Source organism: Paenibacillus sabinae T27 (genome assembly GCF_000612505.1).
GTDB classification, from domain to species: domain Bacteria; phylum Bacillota; class Bacilli; order Paenibacillales; family Paenibacillaceae; genus Paenibacillus_AQ; species Paenibacillus_AQ sabinae.
On sequence record NZ_CP004078.1, the window covers coordinates 3,486,903 to 3,502,581 of the forward strand.

Sequence of the window (15,679 nt, forward strand, 5' to 3'; positions counted from 1 at the left end):
AGTTGTAGGACGGCATAGATAAAGCGCCGGCTGCCCATTTCGGGGGCAGCCGGCGTTTTTATTTTTCCATTAGAAATACCGGCACGACCCTGCCGTCAATATCGGTGAACCCGTATCGCTCCGCTAACCGGCCCGCTTGCTGGGGAACACCAGACAGCTCCATTACCTTCGGGTTCGAAGCCAAAGCGCTCGCCGCCCTCCCGATATAACGGGTCGATTCGGTCGAAGCCAATTCCTCCACCTCCTGCCAATGTGCTTCATCCGTATGAAAGCTGTCCAGCACCAGCTCCGTCCGCATCCAGCCCGGAGAAAGTGGAATGACAGCGATTCCGTCACCCCTAAGCTCCCTGGATAATCCGTACGCCATGCGAACCAGCGCGTCCTTGGCCAGATCATAGTAGAAGTTGCCCAGGTAGTTATACCGGTCCCAAAAAGTGGTATGAATAATCAGACCGCCCGGGCATTTCCTCATTAGCGGTATCGCATAATAATTCGTGATCAGTTGGGCGTGCACGCCGGAATCGAACATATGGTTCCAATGCTCCAGCGGCTGCTCCCAGAAAGGCCGCTCATCAATCGGCAGCTCATTGCCGCCCCATGCATTGTTCACGAGGATATCGAGCCTGCCCCACTCGGAAGAGATGCGCGAGATCAACTGCTCTGTGTCCCCGCCCCTCGTATGATCGCAGCTTACCGCCGCTCCCCGGCCTCCCTCCTTCTCGATCTCTTCGAGCGTAGCGTCAATGTCCCCCGGTCTGTTTCCTATCCGGTTCCCTTTAACACTTCTCCCCGTTACATACACATATGCTCCGGCGGCGGCCAGTTCCAGCGCTATGCCTTTTCCCGCCCCCCTGCTTGCTCCGGTGACCAGCGCAACTTTGCCCTCCAAAGTCTTCAATTCCCGCTCCCTCTCTTCAATCGGAACTCGCCTGTCTCCGTTCGGCTTACCGGCTTCAGCATCCGGACTTGCGGAAATGTTCAGGCTGCATAATCAGCTTAATCTTTAATTATGTCACCGATTGTCATATATTCAGAATATTATAAGGATAATAACGACGATAACGAGTGAAGGAGGAGCATACATCAATGAGAGCCGACCGTCTGCTGTCCATACTGCTACTGCTTCAGAGCCGCGGCAAGCTGACGACCAGCCAGCTGTCCGAAATGCTTGAAATATCCGAAAGGACGGTGCACCGGGATATGGAGGCTTTATCTGCGGCGGGCGTACCCGTACTTGCGGAGCGTGGGCGTGAGGGAGGCTGGCGCCTCTCTGAAGGATACCGGACACAGCTTACGGGCATGAAGCCCCGGGAGATTGGGGCCCTGCTTCTGACCGCCGATCCGGTCATTCTGGACGATCTCGGGATTAAAGAGGATTATGCCGCTGCGGCCCGCAAGCTGGAGGCCGTTAACCGCACCATCGGCCCCGAATCCGGGTTTAATCTGTCCGGTCAGGTTCATATCGACGGAATCTCCTGGCATCCGATAGACGAATCCGTTCCCTATCTGACTCTCCTTCAGCAAGCGATGCGGGAATGCCGGAGCGTCCGAATCCAGTATGGCCGGCAGGATGAACCAAAGGAGCGGCTCATCGATCCGCTGGGATTGGTGGCCAAAAGAGGAATCTGGTACGCCGTAGCTTCCTGTGAAGGAGATCATCGGACCTACCGGATGTCTCGGATCGTTCATGCGGAGATTCTGGAGAAGCATTTTCAGCGGCCGGAGAATTTCGATCTTCAGGCCTACTGGGAGCAGTCCACCCGGGACTTCAGGGCTTCACTGCCCCGCTATCCCGCCGAGCTGCGGATACGGGACACCGCTCTCCCGGAGCTTGAGAAGGAACGGTACGCGGTGGTGACATCTTCCTCCCCTGCGTCAGAACCGAGATGGATTTGCGTGCAGGCCGAGTTCCAAACGTTCGAATCGGCCCGGCGCATTGTCCTGTCATTTGGACCGGATGTGATGGTCATAGCGCCTTCAGAGCTGAGACAAGAGGTAGCGGAAGCGGCTCGGGCCATTGCCGCTCTATATCTTACGGCCGAAGACCGTGATACGTAAATCCGACTAACTCACGATGCCAGGCGTCCAAAAAGATTAAGAATTTTTCACAATAGACCATGACCGCCTTAAGTCCTATACTGGTACAGAAATATTTTACAAGGGGGAATTTCGTATGACTTGGATGAGCAAGCTCCCGTTGGGCCAAAGGGTACTCGCAGGTTGTTTTCTGATTGCGGCTTTATTCTCAATCCCGATGCTGGTCGTTTTTGCATTGATCGGCAAATTTATTCTGGGGCTTGTGCTGATTGCTTTGCTGGTCGTCTTGACCTATCCGCTGGCACGCATCATTGAGAGAACGCTTACATCTACATTTGAGGACATTTCAAACGTGACTCACAGCATTTCGAAAGGAGATTTTACTGTCAGAGCCGACGAATCGGGCTCAATTGGAGATATCAGCCGCACGTTCAACACCATGATTGACAAGCTTAGAGTCATATTGAGCGATGCTTCCCAGATTAGCCGCCATGTTATGGACGCCGGCCGAGGTATCGAGGAACGAAATCTGGAGCTGCAGATCGTTATGGCTCAGGTGGCCTCTTCTTCACACGAGCTGGCGCAGGGTGCCCATGAAATCTCGAACGACATCGTGGGCGTGATGGAATCGGTGAAGGGCATCGAGGATAAAGTGAAAAATTACACCGATGCCACGAAAGAAATGAACAACCGGTCAGAACACACACTAAGTCTGGTTAATAAGGGACGCCAATCCATCGAGGTTCAAGCTGAAGGAATGAGAAGAAATATCGAAGCGACGCAAAAGGTTGCAGACAGCATTGATGCGCTGTCGAGGAATGCCCGCGGCATAACGATGATCACGAAGACCATCTCGGACATTGCCGAACAGACCAACCTTCTCTCCCTGAACGCATCCATCGAAGCGGCGAGAGCCGGGGAACATGGTCTCGGGTTCGCCGTGGTAGCCGATGAGGTCCGTAAGCTGGCCGAAGAATCGGCCACGGCCGCTACCGAAGTGTTCAAGCTCGTCCGGCGGATCGAAGCGGATATGTCGCTGGCGGTAGAAAACACGGCCATCAACGAGGAGATTGTTCAAATTCAAAATGAAAAAATTCTGGAAGCTGGACATATTTTCTCCGAGATTGTCCAAAGCGTTCAATACATAACGGAACAGATCGCCGTATTTTCCAACGAGAGTGACCAAATGCTTGAAAGCGCGCTTCAAATATCGGGAGCCGTTGAGAATATTTCGGCGATCACCGAGCAGTCGGCGGCGGGAACCGAGGAGGTGTCGGCGGCGATGAATGAGCAAATCCATGCCCTTAAAGACGTAACCGAAGAGACGGAAAAAATGACCCGAGCCGTCCTCAATCTGCAGAAGACGATTCAGATTTTTAAATTTTGATAGAATCTCCGGGAAACAGGGTCATTCAGCCGGCTGATTACGGTTAGATTACAAAAGGCGGACCGCGTCTCCCCCATCGGGAACGGCGATCCGCCATTTTTACGTAGAATATCTTTAGAAAAGCTGCTAACCAGCCTTACGGAGACTCATGCTTCTCCCAGCCCCGGGTCCGCGAAACGGCATCCTGCCAAATTCGATAGCGCTGTTCCCGTTCTGCCTCCGGCATGGCGGGTGTGAAGGTCTTTTCCGCTGGATTGAAGCTCCGCAGCTCGTCACGGTTCCAGAAGCCAGCGAGTAGTCCCGCCAGGAGAGCCGCGCCAAGCGCCGTCGTCTCCGCGTACGTCGTCCGCGTCACTTCACTGCCCAGAATGTCAGCCTGAAACTGCATCAGCAGATCATTGCGGACCGCCCCGCCGTCGACCCTAAGCTTGGCAAGTTGCATTCCGGCATCCTTCTCCATCGCGCCGATCACATCCCTTGACTGAAATGCAAGCGATTCGAGAGTCGCGCGTACCAGATGGGCGGAGGACGTACCGCGCGTTAGGCCGAATATCGCTCCCCGGGCATACATATCCCAGTAAGGCGCCCCAAGGCCGGTAAAAGCAGGCACCACGACAACGCCGCCGCTGTCGTCAACCTCCCGGGCTTTCTGCTCGGACTGCCCCGGATTGTCAATTACGCCGAGCCCCTCCTCCAGCCACTGAACCGCGGCGCCCGCAACAAATACGCTGCCCTCAAGCGCGTAGTAAAGCTCATCTCCGATTCCCCAGGCGACCGTCGTGAGCAGCCCGTGACGGGAAGCCACCGCTTCGCTCCCGGTATTCATCAGAATGAAGCAGCCAGTGCCGTACGTGTTCTTGGCGCTACCGGGTTCCAGGCAGGTGTGGCCGAAGAGCGCCGCCTGCTGGTCTCCCAGCACCGAAAGGATGGGGATTTCCGCTCCGAACCACTCCTTGAGCGCCGTTCCGAAGGACCCGCCCGACATCCGCACCGCGGGCAGCAGCGATGCCGGAATGTTCAGCTCGGCCATCAGCTTATCATCCCAAACCCTACGGTGCAGGTCGAACAGCATCGTCCGGGATGCGTTGGTGACGTCAGTAGCATGCACCGCCCCTCCAGTTAGCTTCCAGATCAGCCAGGTGTCGACCGTTCCGGCCAGCAGCTCTCCGCGTTCAGCTCTTTCCCTTGCGCCCTCTACGTGATCCAGAATCCAGGCAATCTTCGTGGCCGAGAAATAGGCATCCGCCACAAGCCCCGTCTTCTCCCCGATTTCGCGCTCAAGCCCTCTTCGCTTAAGCTCCTCGCACATCTCCGCAGTTCTCCGGTCCTGCCAACAAATCGCCGGATAGACCGGTTTGCCCGTCTCCCTATCCCATACGATGGCCGTCTCCCGCTTGTTCGTAATGCCGATCGCGGCGATTTGCGAGGCATCGGCGCTGCTCTTTGCAATGGCGTCTCTTGCCGCCTGAAGCTGCATTTCCCAGATCTCTTCGGGATCATGCTCCACCCAGCCCGATTGTGGAAAATACTGGGTATTCCCGTATTGACCCTGCCCGACAATTCGGGCCTCATCGTTGAACAGAATCGCCCGTGAGCTGGTCGTGCCCTGATCAAGCGACAAAATATAGCGGCTCATCGGAAGCCTCCGCCCGGGCGCTTGCCCGGCAGCAGGATGATTGGCGAAGAATAAATAAAGCGCTTAACTATTGCCATATTTCTCATGGAAAATCCTCCTGTCATACGGATACCCTTATTTACACGTTTTGTTCCACGGAGAACAAGATTTATCGGCTCCATTCAACAAAAAGCACCTCTGAAACAAGAGGCGCTGGCAAGTAATGTTTAAAATTTATTGTTTTTCGACAGGCAAACGCAAGGTAAAGCAGGTACCTTCCCCTAGCTTGCTGGCCGCCGAGATGTGCCCACCGTGGGATTGGACGATATTCTTGACAATGGCGAGACCAAGGCCGGTACCCCCGGTTTCCCCGCGAACCCGTGCTTTGTCCGCTTTGTAGAAGCGTTCAAAGATAAACGGAAGATCTTCGTTTGGAATACCCACGCCTTCGTCCCGAACCTCGATTTCGATTTCAGACCGGTTCGAATACGCGACCCAATCGGCAACGATATCGATCTTTTTGCCCGCTGGAGTGTGCCGGAACGCATTGTCCAGCAGATTGGTCAGCACCTGCTCCAGCTTATCCTCATCGGCATCATGAAGCCATAGCTCACTGCTCTTTCGAATATAGTGCAGCTCGATTTCCCGTTCCTTGGCGCGTACGGAGAATTTGCGGTATATCCGTTCGAGCAGCTCGTTCATGTCGACCGGAGCCTTCTGCAAATCGGTATGTCCCGCTTCCATCCGGGCCAAATCAAGCAGATCCTTGACCAGCCGTCCCATCCGCAGCGATTCGTCGTGGATTACCTGCACAAGCTCGCTGCTCTCCTCCGGCGAAGACGCCATACCGTCCAGCAGCGCTTCGCTGTAGCCCTGCATCATCGACAGCGGAGTGCGGATTTCATGGGATACGTTAGCCAAAAAATCGCGGCGCATTTTCTCAAGTCTGACTTCCTCCGACACATCGCGCAGTACTGCCACGGTGCCCTGAATCTGATTATCCGAAAAGAGCGGCGCCATATGCACGGACCATACTCCCTGGCGGACATGCACATTGGAGCTGTGATCTCCGCCCTCCTCAAGCGTGCGCCGGAATAGAGTACGGAGCGGTAGCGGAACGCCCTGAGCGTCTGCGTACGGTTCTCCCGGGTCGGCCTCCCCCTCCTGCTCCCATTTCAAATCGCTCCAGCTCTCCAGCAGGGACTCGCCGTGCGGATTCGTCAGCACGATCCGCCCTTCGTTGTCAAAAGTGATCACAGGATCGCTCATGCTGCGCAGCACGCTGGACAATAGCCCTTTTTCATGGTTGAGGCTCCGGATCGTGCCCTCCAGTTCGGCCGCCATATGATTGAAGGAGGTTGCCAGCTCGCCGATTTCGTCACTTGTCACCAGCTTCAGCCGCTTGCCGTAATCTCCCCGGCGAATGGCGTTCGCCGCGGCAATGACCTGCTGCATCGGCTGCGTGATCTTCGTGAACAGAAACAAGGCGAAGAAGGTCGTCATGGAAAAACCAATTAGAGCCGTATACATAAACAATCGTTTGATCGCGCCGGAATTGGCGAAGTTGCTGTCAATGTATGGCAGCAGGAACAGCCCCAGTGTCATAAGCACGACAGCGACGAGACAGATGATCGTCACCCACAGCTTGCCGACTAGGCTTCTCCAGAAGTTCACCTTATTTCGGGACCTCAAGCTTGTAGCCTACGCCCCACACCGTCGTAATCATCGCCGCCGATTCCGGCGACACCTTGTTCAGTTTCTCGCGAAGACGCTTGACGTGGGTGTCCACCGTGCGCAGATCGCCGAAAAATTCGTAATTCCATACATCCTTGAGCAGCTCTTCGCGCGAGAACACTTTATCCGGCGAAACCGCCAGATAATGGAGCAGCTCATACTCCTTCGGCGTCAGGCTGACCTCTTGTCCTCCGGCGGTAACACGGTGAGCGTCATGCTCAATGACCAGATGCGGAAATACGATATTGTTGCTGGAATTGGTCTCCTTGGACAAAAAAGCGGTAGCCGACGAGCGGCGCAAAATCGCCTTTACCCGGTAAATAACCTCACGCGGGCTGAAAGGTTTGACGACATAGTCGTCGGCGCCCATTTCAAAGCCCTGCACGCGGTTGATCTCTTCGCCCTTGGCGGTCAACATCAGGACCGGAGTGGACTTCACGTCCCGAAGCCGGGTCAGTACCTCGATCCCGTCGATTCCGGGAAGCATGACATCCAGCAAAATCAGTCCGTAATCGGCAGCGGTCGCTTTGCGCAGCGCGATCTCCCCGTCTTCCGCTTCGTCGATTTCATATCCTTCTTTCTCCAAATACATTTTCAGCAGCCGGCGGATTCGTTCTTCGTCATCCACCACCAGAATTCTGTTCAGATGCTCTGCCATTTCACAACAACCCCTTCATCGAATACAAGTAGAAGATTACCTGAGAATGGCGTCCCCTGTCTACGCCCGAATACTTAGTCTGTACCGGCGTAAGAATGGAGTCCGGCAATAACCAGATTGACGCCAACCAGAGTAAACATGACAACCAGAAAACCGAGTACGGCCAGCCAAGCGGATTTGCGGCCCTGCCATCCGCGTGCCAGCCGGAGATGGAGATAGGCGCTGTAAAACAGCCAAGTCACAAGAGCCCATACTTCCTTGGGGTCCCAGCCCCAAAATCTTCCCCATGCCACCTGGGCCCATATCATCGCAAAAATCAAAGCCCCCAGTGTAAAAATGGGAAAACCGATGGCGATTGCCCTGTACGTAATCTCATCCAGATCGCTTTCGTCGATTCCATCAAGTGCGGGTTGAAGCGCTTTGCCCAGAGGCTTGCGTACAAGGAGGCGCAGTACGCCGTAGAGGACGGCACCCGACAACAGCGACCAGATGACCGTATTGAGCTTCCGCCCCGCATTGACTCCTTTCATCCAGAAAGGCGCTTCAAAGAGCGGTTCCTTCATGCCAAAAAACGACTGAAAGCTCTCAATTTCGCTATGGTAAGGTGCCACAAAGGGTAGCATTTTATAACTGACTTTCTCTATTGTACTATCATTCAGCCCGGGATTGTCAACGGTAACATTGCTTCTAATAAAAACCGTTTCGTATCCAGACGCCCGAAAAGCGAACACTGAAGCCAAAAATCCGATAATGACGATGATGATGAACAATGTAAATTCGACGCCGAACTGCTGGCGTTTGTCGCTTTTTGACGAGCCATTAAAATTGACCGTGCGAAGCAGATACATCAGTCCCGCCGCAAAGCCTACCGCAAAGAACGATTCACCAAACGCCGCCAGGGTCACATGAATATTGAGATAGATCGATCTTAAAGAAGGAATGAGCGGCTGCACCTCCTGCGGGAACACGGCCGCGTAAGCCATGACTATAATGGAAATCGGAACGGAGAACAGACCGAGCAGGATTTTGCGGTAAATGGAGAAAATGACAGTAAACGCAACCATCACCATCATCGACAGGAAGGTCATGAACTCATACATATTGCTGACCGGGATATGCCCCCCGCCGGCCCAGCGGGTGAAGAAGTAGGCAAGATGGCACAGGAGTCCGAGGGATGAGACGGCAAAAGCGATTTTACCCCAGCGCGCGGTATGCGCCTCCGGATTCCGGCCGGACCATTTGCGTCCCATGATGGCGATGGTAAACAACATAAACGCCAGGCTGTACAGGAAAAAGGCGGCGATAAACACATTATTGCTGAACTGGAGCAGATTCATGCTTGGCCTCCCCCATTGTCGAGTGATTTTTCATCCGCAGAAATGCCCATTTTATTTAGGAAAGAGCTAACTTCTCGCCGGAAGCCGAACCAGTTCTTGTTCGTATGCCCTCCAAGCGTCAGCTCTCCCCCTTCCACGATCAGCCAGATCCGCCGATGCTGCCAGTAAAAGCCAAGCACCAGGCCAAGCATGACAATCCCGGCGCCGGTCCAGACGAAAGGCATCGCGCGGTCCACCCGGATGTTGAGATAACTGGTCGACTCCGAGAAATCGACGCCGCTCATATCCCCCACCTCAAGCTCCAGAAAGCGGTTCCCGCCTCCAAGCTTGTCGTTGATCGCGTCCTGCTGAAACTCTGCCTTGTCGTTCTGTTTCGGAAAATAGAAATACTGCTCTCCGTCAGGCGGCAAATTTGGACCCTTGATCAGAAAAAGAAAGGCCGGCGCGTTCGGATACGGCGATTTGGATATCGGCCGCCCTTCCGGGTCCAGTCCGAATTCCATGTATTTTTCCTTCAGCTCCAGCGTGTACGGTCCGGCGGTGAACGTGCGCTGCGGATTTTTCATTTCCAGCTTAAAGCTGCCGTAAGCCTCGCCCGTCCCGGAATTCACCAGCTTCGGTGTCACGGAGCGCAGCACGGGAGTGAGGTCGTAATCAAACTGATACGCTTTCATTCCATTGTAGCTTAAAGGATCGTTCACCCGGATGGCATGGGAAGCGACCTTCGTCAGCTTCGGCTTTTTGGAAGGATCGCCGCAGTTCGCCGTACATTCGTACAGTACCGCATTCGTTTCGTACAGCTTCGGGAGCACTTTTTTGCCGCGGAATTCTTTGGGCATCTCTTCGTCGGAGTAGAACTCCACAGTGAATTTCTCGTTCTTCAGGTAATAGGAAGTATCCGGAATGTGGATGAGATCGCCCTGGGGAAAAGCCAGATGCTGATCCATTTGTAGGCCCGGCAGCCCTCTGGCCAGTACCGCAAGCAAAAAAACGATCAGACCGATATGTATAACGTAAGGTCCCCATCGGCTGAACCGGTGCTTCTCCGCCAGCAGCGCGCCGCCGTCCGTAAAGACATGGTAGCCTTGCTTCTTCAGAGGTTGAACCGCCCTTGCCGTCCAGGCTTCAGGGTCCTCCTCCACCTTCATCACAAAAACCACCTTCTGCCGGGTGAGGAAGCGGCGGTGCTTGCGGACATGCTGCCGGCTGAGCGCTTTGTAGAGAGGGAGCACACGGTCCAGGCTGCAGATGACAAGCGATGCCCCGATCATGACCAGGAGGGTGATGAACCACCAGGATTCATACGTATGGGAAAGGCCGAGTCTGTAATAGATTTCGCCGGCTGCGCCGTAACGCTGCTCGTAGTACGTGGAAGGATCGATATTCAAAAACGTGCTTTCCTGCGGGAAAATCGTTCCCAGCGTGGAGCCGAGAAGCGTCAGCACGATCAGATAGACCGCGATTTTGACCGAGGAAAAAAAGTTCCACACCCGGTCGATCACGCCCGGATTGGCCTTTTGGGAGCGGCGTGCCATGCCGTCATAGCGCATTTCAAGCGTCTCGCCGGATTCGGGATTATCCAGCAGCGGTTTGCCGCATGCTTCGCACAGCACCGTACCGACCGGATTCTGATGGCCGCATTCGCATTTTGTATTGATAATCAGGGGCAAGCGTCCGTTCATGGGTTCACCAGCTTTCCGATTTGCGCGCTCAGCGTGCTCAGATCAAGCTGTCCGATATGGATCGTATCTATTTTTCCCTTGGCATTGATAAAAAAGGTAGTCGGCAGAGGAGAAATCCCATAGCGGCGCACCGCCTCCCTGTCCGTATCCAGCAGAATCGGGAAGTGGACCCCGGTACCGTTTACAAAATTCTCGACCGTCATTTGATCTTCGCCGACATTGACACCGAGTACGACAACCCCCTGGTTCTTCCACTGCTGCCACTGGGCCTCCAGCGCAGGCATTTCCTTCACACATGGAGCGCACCATGAGCCCCAGAAATTCAGGACAACCGGCCTTCCTTTATATTCGTCCAGCGAGTGGGTTTGACCGTCCAGTCCGAGCAGCTCGATGGATGGAGCGCGGCTTCCCTCTTTGGGCTTGCCGCCTCCTCCAAACGCCGAAGTTCCAATGGCGTAACCGCCAAGCAGAACGATCAGAGCCAAAATTATGATTTGTACCGGTTTTCTCGCTTTGCCCACACAGATTGCCCCCTTCTGTGATACAGTTCATATCGCAAACAAGAAGTGTGAACATCCTATGAACATTATAACGAATCCGGTTCCATTTTTCCGTCAGGTCTTGGCGTCAGTTGTGAACATTATGTGTCTCTACGTGTGTTGTTTCCTTTGGCCAGTCCCGCTTTGGCAAGCTGCTGCAGCCCGTTGATTTCGTCCTTGGTCAGATGACGGAAAGATCCGCGCTTCAGGTTCTGCAGCAGGATATCGCCGAACGAAATCCGCTTCAGCCGGATCACGGGATGGGAAATCGCTTCGAACATGCGCCGGACCTGACGGTTGCGGCCCTCGTGGATCGTGATGCTGATGACCGACTCGTTGCTCTCCTCGTCGACATCCTTGTATTCCACCTCGGCGGGAGCGGTCATGCCGTCCTCCAGCTTGATGCCTTGCTTCAGCTTGTCCAGCGCCGTGCCGTGGGGAATGCCTTTGACCGTGGCCAAATACGTCTTCGGCACATGATGCTTCGGATGGGTCAGCAGATTGGCAAACTCCCCGTCATTGGTCAGCAGCAGCAGACCCTCCGTGTCGTAATCAAGCCTTCCGATCGGATACACCCGCTCCTTGATGCCCTTCATGTAATCCGTTACGATTTTGCGGCCCTTCGGATCGGAAGCGCTTGTAATTACGCCCTTTGGCTTATTGAACATAATATAGACTTTATTCTCGCCCGAGATCGGCTTGCCCGACACTTTAATGATATCGGTGTTTGGATCGGCCTTCGTTCCGAGCGTGGTTACTACCTCGCCGTTCACTTCCACTTTGCCGGCCAGGATCAGTTCTTCGCATTTGCGTCTTGAAGCCACACCGGCCTGTGCCAGTATTTTCTGTAATCTTTCCATTGTCGATTGGTCACCTCAGACTAATGATAACCATCGCCGGGATAAAGCACAAGTTCGTCCCAGGGAAAATACGAGCCGGGGCAAAGATCGTTATGGGGCTTCACGATCAGTGGAGAAATATCGTACAGTGCGGCCAGGTCAAGAATCAGCTTGCAGGCCCCAAAAAACTGCCGCTTGCCCTCAGCGGGCTCAGCGTCTGGAGAAGAAAGCCCAAAGTCTCCTTCCAGACAGAGGTGAATATAGTCCGGGTCCGTCAGAAGCGGGGCCGCATAGACCGTTCCCGAGGCGTCGATCCAGAAATCAAAGCCTTTCCCGTTGATAGACGGACAGACTGAAGTATGGATGATAAATCCTTTGTAAGGCACGCAAGCGTCGCCTCCCTTTATCATTGCTTCAATAGCATATGATAAAAGCGGATAGCGCGTTACGCGCTCGCCGGAAAAGCCGCCGGTAAGCGGCGGCTGATCTGGGGCTGGGGCATGGGAAGCGGCACGGGGGGATGAGGCTGAGTGGGTCGGGGGAAGGGATGCGGCCGGGTACACGGCGGCGGGGTTGGCCCGGGCAAGGGAAACGGCCTGAGGGGCGGCTGAGTTGGACCGGGGCTAGGGATGCGGCCTGGGGGCGGCGGCTGAGTTGGACCGGGGCTAGGGATGCGGCACGGCGGGCGGCGGCTGAGTTGGACCGGGGCAGGAGAAGCGGCCCGGGGGGCGACGGGGTCCATCCAGCGGGCATGCCAATGAAGGCTGTGGCGGGCTCGGCGGGCAGCCGGTCCCTGCAAAACCACCCATTGACCCAATAAATAACTGCGACTCTTCAGTCCATGTCCGGGGTACGGCGGCTGGCGTTTTCCTGCAAACCTGCAGGTTTGTCAGGTGTATTTTGCGCAGGAAGAGGTCAAACCTACATATGTGCATCTTTTGGAGCTTTCGCGCTGCCAAACGGGGAACGGAAGGAGAAATGCCTGCACTTTCGCTGGAATTGGGGCCAGGGATGAGATTTCCACGAAAAAAAGATGTATATTAGTAGGAATTTCCACATCCTACACTTCCCACAAGCCTGCCGTCCCCTAACTAGCCCTCCTCCCCCCAGTCAATCCCCTCACCACCGACCAATCCCGGCTTCAGACCCAGCGTCAGCCGAACGCCAGCAGGCAGATCGCGATCGCCGCAACAAAGCCGACAAGGTCGGAGAAGAGCCCTACTTTGAGCGCGTACCGCCCGTTACGGATGCCGACGGCGCCGAAATACACGGTCAGCACGTACAGGGTGGTGTCCGTGCTGCCCTGGATCGTGGAGGCGATTCGGCCAATAAGCGAATCGGGACCGTGTAAGCGGATCAGCTCAGTCGCGTAAGCGAGCGAGCCCGTCCCTGTCAGGGGCCGCAGCAGACCGAGCGGCAGCACCTCCGGCGGAACGCCGAGACCGCGCAACATCGGCGTGACGAATCCCATCAGGTAGTCAAGCGCCCCTGATGCGCGGAACACGCTGATCGCTACCATCATGCCGACCAGATGGGGAATGATCCCAATCGCCGTGCCAAAGCCTTCCTTGGCCCCGTCCACAAACGATTCGTAGACGGGAACCTTGCGGGCATAGGCGTATAAAGGTATAAAAGCGATCATGACGGGAATGGCCCAGGTGGATATCAGGCTGATCAACTGGTACAAGGCCGGTCACCCTTTCGCTTCGGAATGCGCCCCGGGGGGCGGAGAAGCCGCGCCTCCCCCGGTCCGGGAAAGGCGGGCCGCCGGCGGCTCCGGCGGCCTTCGCAGCAGATGCAGCCGGCGGAACAGCCGGTCTGCGAAGATGGCGGCGAGCGTCGCGACCACGGTCGCCGCCAGCGTCGTCCCGACGATGCCCGCGGGATCGGCGGAGCCGTAGTTCAGGCGGATCGCGATCAGCGTCGCCGGAATGAGCGTGATGCTGGCGGTATTCAGCGCCAGCAGGGTGCACATCGCGGGAGTCGCCGTCTCCTTGTCGGGGTTCAGTGTCTGCAGCTCCTGCATCGCCTTGATGCCCATCGGCGTCGCTGCATTGCCCAGGCCGAGCAGATTGGCGCTCATATTGGACAGAATATAGCCGATTGCCGGATGCCCCTTCGGCACATCCGGGAACAGAAAGCGGACGACCGGGCCGAGCGCCCTGGCGATTGTCCGCAGCAGTCCCGCATCCTCGGCCACCTTCATGATGCCGAGCCAGAACACCAGGACGCTGATCAGCCCAAAGCTGACCGTTACCCCGTTCTTCGCGCCGTCAAACACCGCCCCGGTGAAGGCGTCCATCCGGCCGTTCACCGCAGCGAACACAAAACCGATGACGATCATGCCGAGCCATATCCCATTAATCATGAGAGCCCCCTCCTTCCGCTCCAAGCCGGAACAGGGCGCGAAGCGCGCTGCCTATCGCCTGGAGCCAGTTGTCCGCCGGATGGGCCTGCGTTAACGCGTACTTCTCCGCGTACGGCGTCGTGGCCGGCGGGAGACGGCCCGGCTCGTAGACAGGAACTTGGCCGATCGATACGCCGCCAAGCTTCAGCACGAGCGTCCCGCGAAGCCCGAAGCTCTTGTCGGCGCTGTCTGCCGTCTTCGGCCTCCCGTTCAAGACCAGCTCGGTGACAACCCGCTCCTGCTCGCCCGTGCTAAACGGATAGGAGAAATCCAGTCCGGCCACCAGCTCGTAGCCCTGCAGCTTCTCCCCCCGCTCGATCAGCGTTTCCAGCGGAAACCGGTTAAAGCCGAAATCGAGCAGCGCGGAGTGGTCGTTCCAGTCGTTTCCATCGTTTAAAGTCACGGCGACAAGCTGCTGGTCTCCCCGGGTCGCGGAGCTGACCAGGCAGCGGAGCGCTTTTTTCGTATAGCCGGTCTTCACTCCATCCGCTCCCTCATAGAGACGCAGCATCTTGTTTTTGTTGCTCCATTTATAGTCCCATGGCTCGTACGGATTTCCCGCCGTCTTGACCTGAGTCTTGACAATTTCCTTGAACACGGGATTATGCATCGCATAGGCCGTCAGAACGGCCAGATCGTTCGCGCTGGAATAATGCCCTTCGGCGTCAAGCCCGTGGGGATTGGCAAAATGGGTATGCTTTAGACCCAGCTCCTCGGCTTTGGCGTTCATCAGGTGAACAAAGCCTTCCTCCGAACCGCCGACATGCTCCGCGATGGCCGTCGCCGCATCGTTCCCCGAACGCAGCATGAGGCCGTACAGCATGTTCTCGAGCGTCATCTCTTCGCCCAGTCTGAGAAACAGGGACGACCCTTCTTTGGCAAAAGCGTTCTTCCCAACCTTGACCTTGCTCTTCAAATCTCCGTATTCAATCGCCACGATGGCAGTCATGATCTTGGTCAGGCTGGCAATCAGCATCGGCTCGTCGCCGTGGCTGCTGTACAAGATCCGCCCGGACTCCACATCAATCAGCGAGGCCGCCTTGGCATGGGTGGACACACTTTCTCGACCCGGCTCCGCCGCCGCAATCGGCGCAAAGAGCAGGAGCAGGCAGCAGCTGACCAGGACTAGAGAAGATCTGAAATGTACTCTTTTCATGTTCATCCTCCGGCTTCCTCTTTAGCATTTTGTACAAGTGTATGCGGACGTGCGGAGCGGTATGTCCCAAAGGCTGCTGGTCGCGCAAAATCGACTTGCTCAACCGGGTCTCTTCCAGCACCCGGTTCAGCAGGTTCCCAATAGATCTTGAGAAACGTACACATCGTTTCTCTTTCAGATATAGACAAAAAAGGATACCGCAGCTAATGTGCGATATCCTTATGTGCGCGGCCCGGCCGAACCGGTCTTGTCATCCGTAAGCCATCCTCTGAGATCCCGGGATTTTCC

14 protein-coding genes are annotated in these 15,679 nt (G+C 55.9%); 2 read left to right on the forward strand and 12 right to left on the reverse strand.

Annotated features, from left to right (window positions below; genetic code table 11):
* Window positions 1-58 precede the first annotated feature (58 nt).
* A complete protein-coding gene (locus PSAB_RS16090) occupies window positions 59-898 on the reverse strand; it encodes an SDR family NAD(P)-dependent oxidoreductase (protein ID WP_025335614.1) in 840 nt (279 codons plus the stop codon).
* 188 nt (window positions 899-1,086) lie between these two features.
* On the opposite strand from PSAB_RS16090, the gene PSAB_RS16095 reads away from it, so the two are divergent.
* Both PSAB_RS16095 and PSAB_RS16100 read left to right on the forward strand, forming a co-directional pair.
* Window positions 1,087-2,058, forward strand: coding sequence for a helix-turn-helix transcriptional regulator (locus tag PSAB_RS16095; protein ID WP_025335615.1), 972 nt, complete (start codon window positions 1,087-1,089; stop codon window positions 2,056-2,058).
* A gap of 115 nt (window positions 2,059-2,173) precedes the next feature.
* Complete coding sequence (locus PSAB_RS16100; protein WP_025335616.1) at window positions 2,174-3,424, forward strand: methyl-accepting chemotaxis protein; 1,251 nt, start codon at window positions 2,174-2,176, stop codon at window positions 3,422-3,424.
* Between the two features lie 136 nt (window positions 3,425-3,560).
* Here PSAB_RS16100 and glpK read toward each other — a convergent pair whose 3' ends face one another.
* The 11 genes from glpK to PSAB_RS16160 all read right to left on the reverse strand — a co-directional run bounded on the left by glpK (window position 3,561) and on the right by PSAB_RS16160 (window position 15,397).
* The gene (gene glpK / locus PSAB_RS16105; RefSeq protein WP_025335617.1) at window positions 3,561-5,060 is read right to left on the reverse strand and encodes a glycerol kinase GlpK; all 1,500 of its coding nucleotides are present in this window, start codon (window positions 5,058-5,060) and stop codon (window positions 3,561-3,563) included.
* A 213-nt stretch (window positions 5,061-5,273) separates the two neighbouring features.
* Complete coding sequence (locus PSAB_RS16110; RefSeq protein ID WP_025335618.1) at window positions 5,274-6,713, reverse strand: ATP-binding protein; 1,440 nt, start codon at window positions 6,711-6,713, stop codon at window positions 5,274-5,276.
* Window position 6,714: 1 nt separating this feature from the next.
* Window positions 6,715-7,431 carry a response regulator transcription factor gene (locus tag PSAB_RS16115; RefSeq protein WP_025335619.1) on the reverse strand — a complete coding sequence of 239 codons (717 nt, stop codon included), beginning with the start codon at window positions 7,429-7,431 and terminating at the stop codon, window positions 6,715-6,717.
* Between the two features lie 74 nt (window positions 7,432-7,505).
* Entirely contained in the window at window positions 7,506-8,768 is a 1,263-nt protein-coding gene (ccsA, locus tag PSAB_RS16120) for a cytochrome c biogenesis protein CcsA (protein ID WP_025335620.1), read from the reverse strand.
* Entirely contained in the window at window positions 8,765-10,450 is a 1,686-nt protein-coding gene (gene resB, locus PSAB_RS16125) for a cytochrome c biogenesis protein ResB (RefSeq protein ID WP_084266539.1), read from the reverse strand. Before resB ends, ccsA begins: the two co-directional genes overlap by 4 nt.
* Window positions 10,447-10,971: a redoxin domain-containing protein gene (locus PSAB_RS16130; protein ID WP_025335622.1), complete on the reverse strand. Its 525-nt coding sequence runs from the start codon at window positions 10,969-10,971 to the stop codon at window positions 10,447-10,449. The genes resB and PSAB_RS16130 overlap by 4 nt, the downstream gene beginning before the upstream one ends.
* Window positions 10,972-11,090: 119 nt before the next feature.
* Complete coding sequence (locus PSAB_RS16135; protein WP_025335623.1) at window positions 11,091-11,849, reverse strand: pseudouridine synthase; 759 nt, start codon at window positions 11,847-11,849, stop codon at window positions 11,091-11,093.
* A gap of 20 nt (window positions 11,850-11,869) precedes the next feature.
* Window positions 11,870-12,214: a hypothetical protein gene (locus PSAB_RS16140; RefSeq protein ID WP_025335624.1), complete on the reverse strand. Its 345-nt coding sequence runs from the start codon at window positions 12,212-12,214 to the stop codon at window positions 11,870-11,872.
* Window positions 12,215-12,981: 767 nt separating this feature from the next.
* Window positions 12,982-13,470, reverse strand: coding sequence for a spore maturation protein (locus tag PSAB_RS16150; protein ID WP_051529874.1), 489 nt, complete (start codon window positions 13,468-13,470; stop codon window positions 12,982-12,984).
* A 51-nt stretch (window positions 13,471-13,521) separates the two neighbouring features.
* Entirely contained in the window at window positions 13,522-14,196 is a 675-nt protein-coding gene (locus PSAB_RS16155) for a nucleoside recognition domain-containing protein (RefSeq protein WP_025335627.1), read from the reverse strand.
* On the reverse strand, window positions 14,189-15,397 hold the full coding sequence (locus PSAB_RS16160; RefSeq protein ID WP_025335628.1) for a D-alanyl-D-alanine carboxypeptidase family protein: 1,209 nt from the start codon (window positions 15,395-15,397) through the stop codon (window positions 14,189-14,191). The genes PSAB_RS16155 and PSAB_RS16160 overlap by 8 nt, the downstream gene beginning before the upstream one ends.
* Between the last annotated feature and the right edge of the window lie 282 nt (window positions 15,398-15,679).

Excerpts from the sequence above, each read along its gene's own strand:
- PSAB_RS16155 (WP_025335627.1), bottom strand. The coding sequence starts at position 14,196 with ATGATTAATGGGATATGGCTCGGCATGATCGTCATCGGTTTTGTGTTC.
- PSAB_RS16095 (WP_025335615.1), top strand. The coding sequence starts at position 1,087 with ATGAGAGCCGACCGTCTGCTGTCCATACTGCTACTGCTTCAGAGCCGC.
- PSAB_RS16135 (WP_025335623.1), bottom strand. The coding sequence starts at position 11,849 with ATGGAAAGATTACAGAAAATACTGGCACAGGCCGGTGTGGCTTCAAGA.
- PSAB_RS16100 (WP_025335616.1), top strand. The coding sequence starts at position 2,174 with ATGACTTGGATGAGCAAGCTCCCGTTGGGCCAAAGGGTACTCGCAGGT.
- PSAB_RS16160 (WP_025335628.1), bottom strand. The coding sequence starts at position 15,397 with ATGAACATGAAAAGAGTACATTTCAGATCTTCTCTAGTCCTGGTCAGC.
- PSAB_RS16150 (WP_051529874.1), bottom strand. The coding sequence starts at position 13,470 with ATGATCGCTTTTATACCTTTATACGCCTATGCCCGCAAGGTTCCCGTC.
- PSAB_RS16115 (WP_025335619.1), bottom strand. The coding sequence starts at position 7,431 with ATGGCAGAGCATCTGAACAGAATTCTGGTGGTGGATGACGAAGAACGA.
- ccsA (WP_025335620.1), bottom strand. The coding sequence starts at position 8,768 with ATGAATCTGCTCCAGTTCAGCAATAATGTGTTTATCGCCGCCTTTTTC.
- resB (WP_084266539.1), bottom strand. The coding sequence starts at position 10,450 with ATGAACGGACGCTTGCCCCTGATTATCAATACAAAATGCGAATGCGGC.
- glpK (WP_025335617.1), bottom strand. The coding sequence starts at position 5,060 with ATGAGCCGCTATATTTTGTCGCTTGATCAGGGCACGACCAGCTCACGG.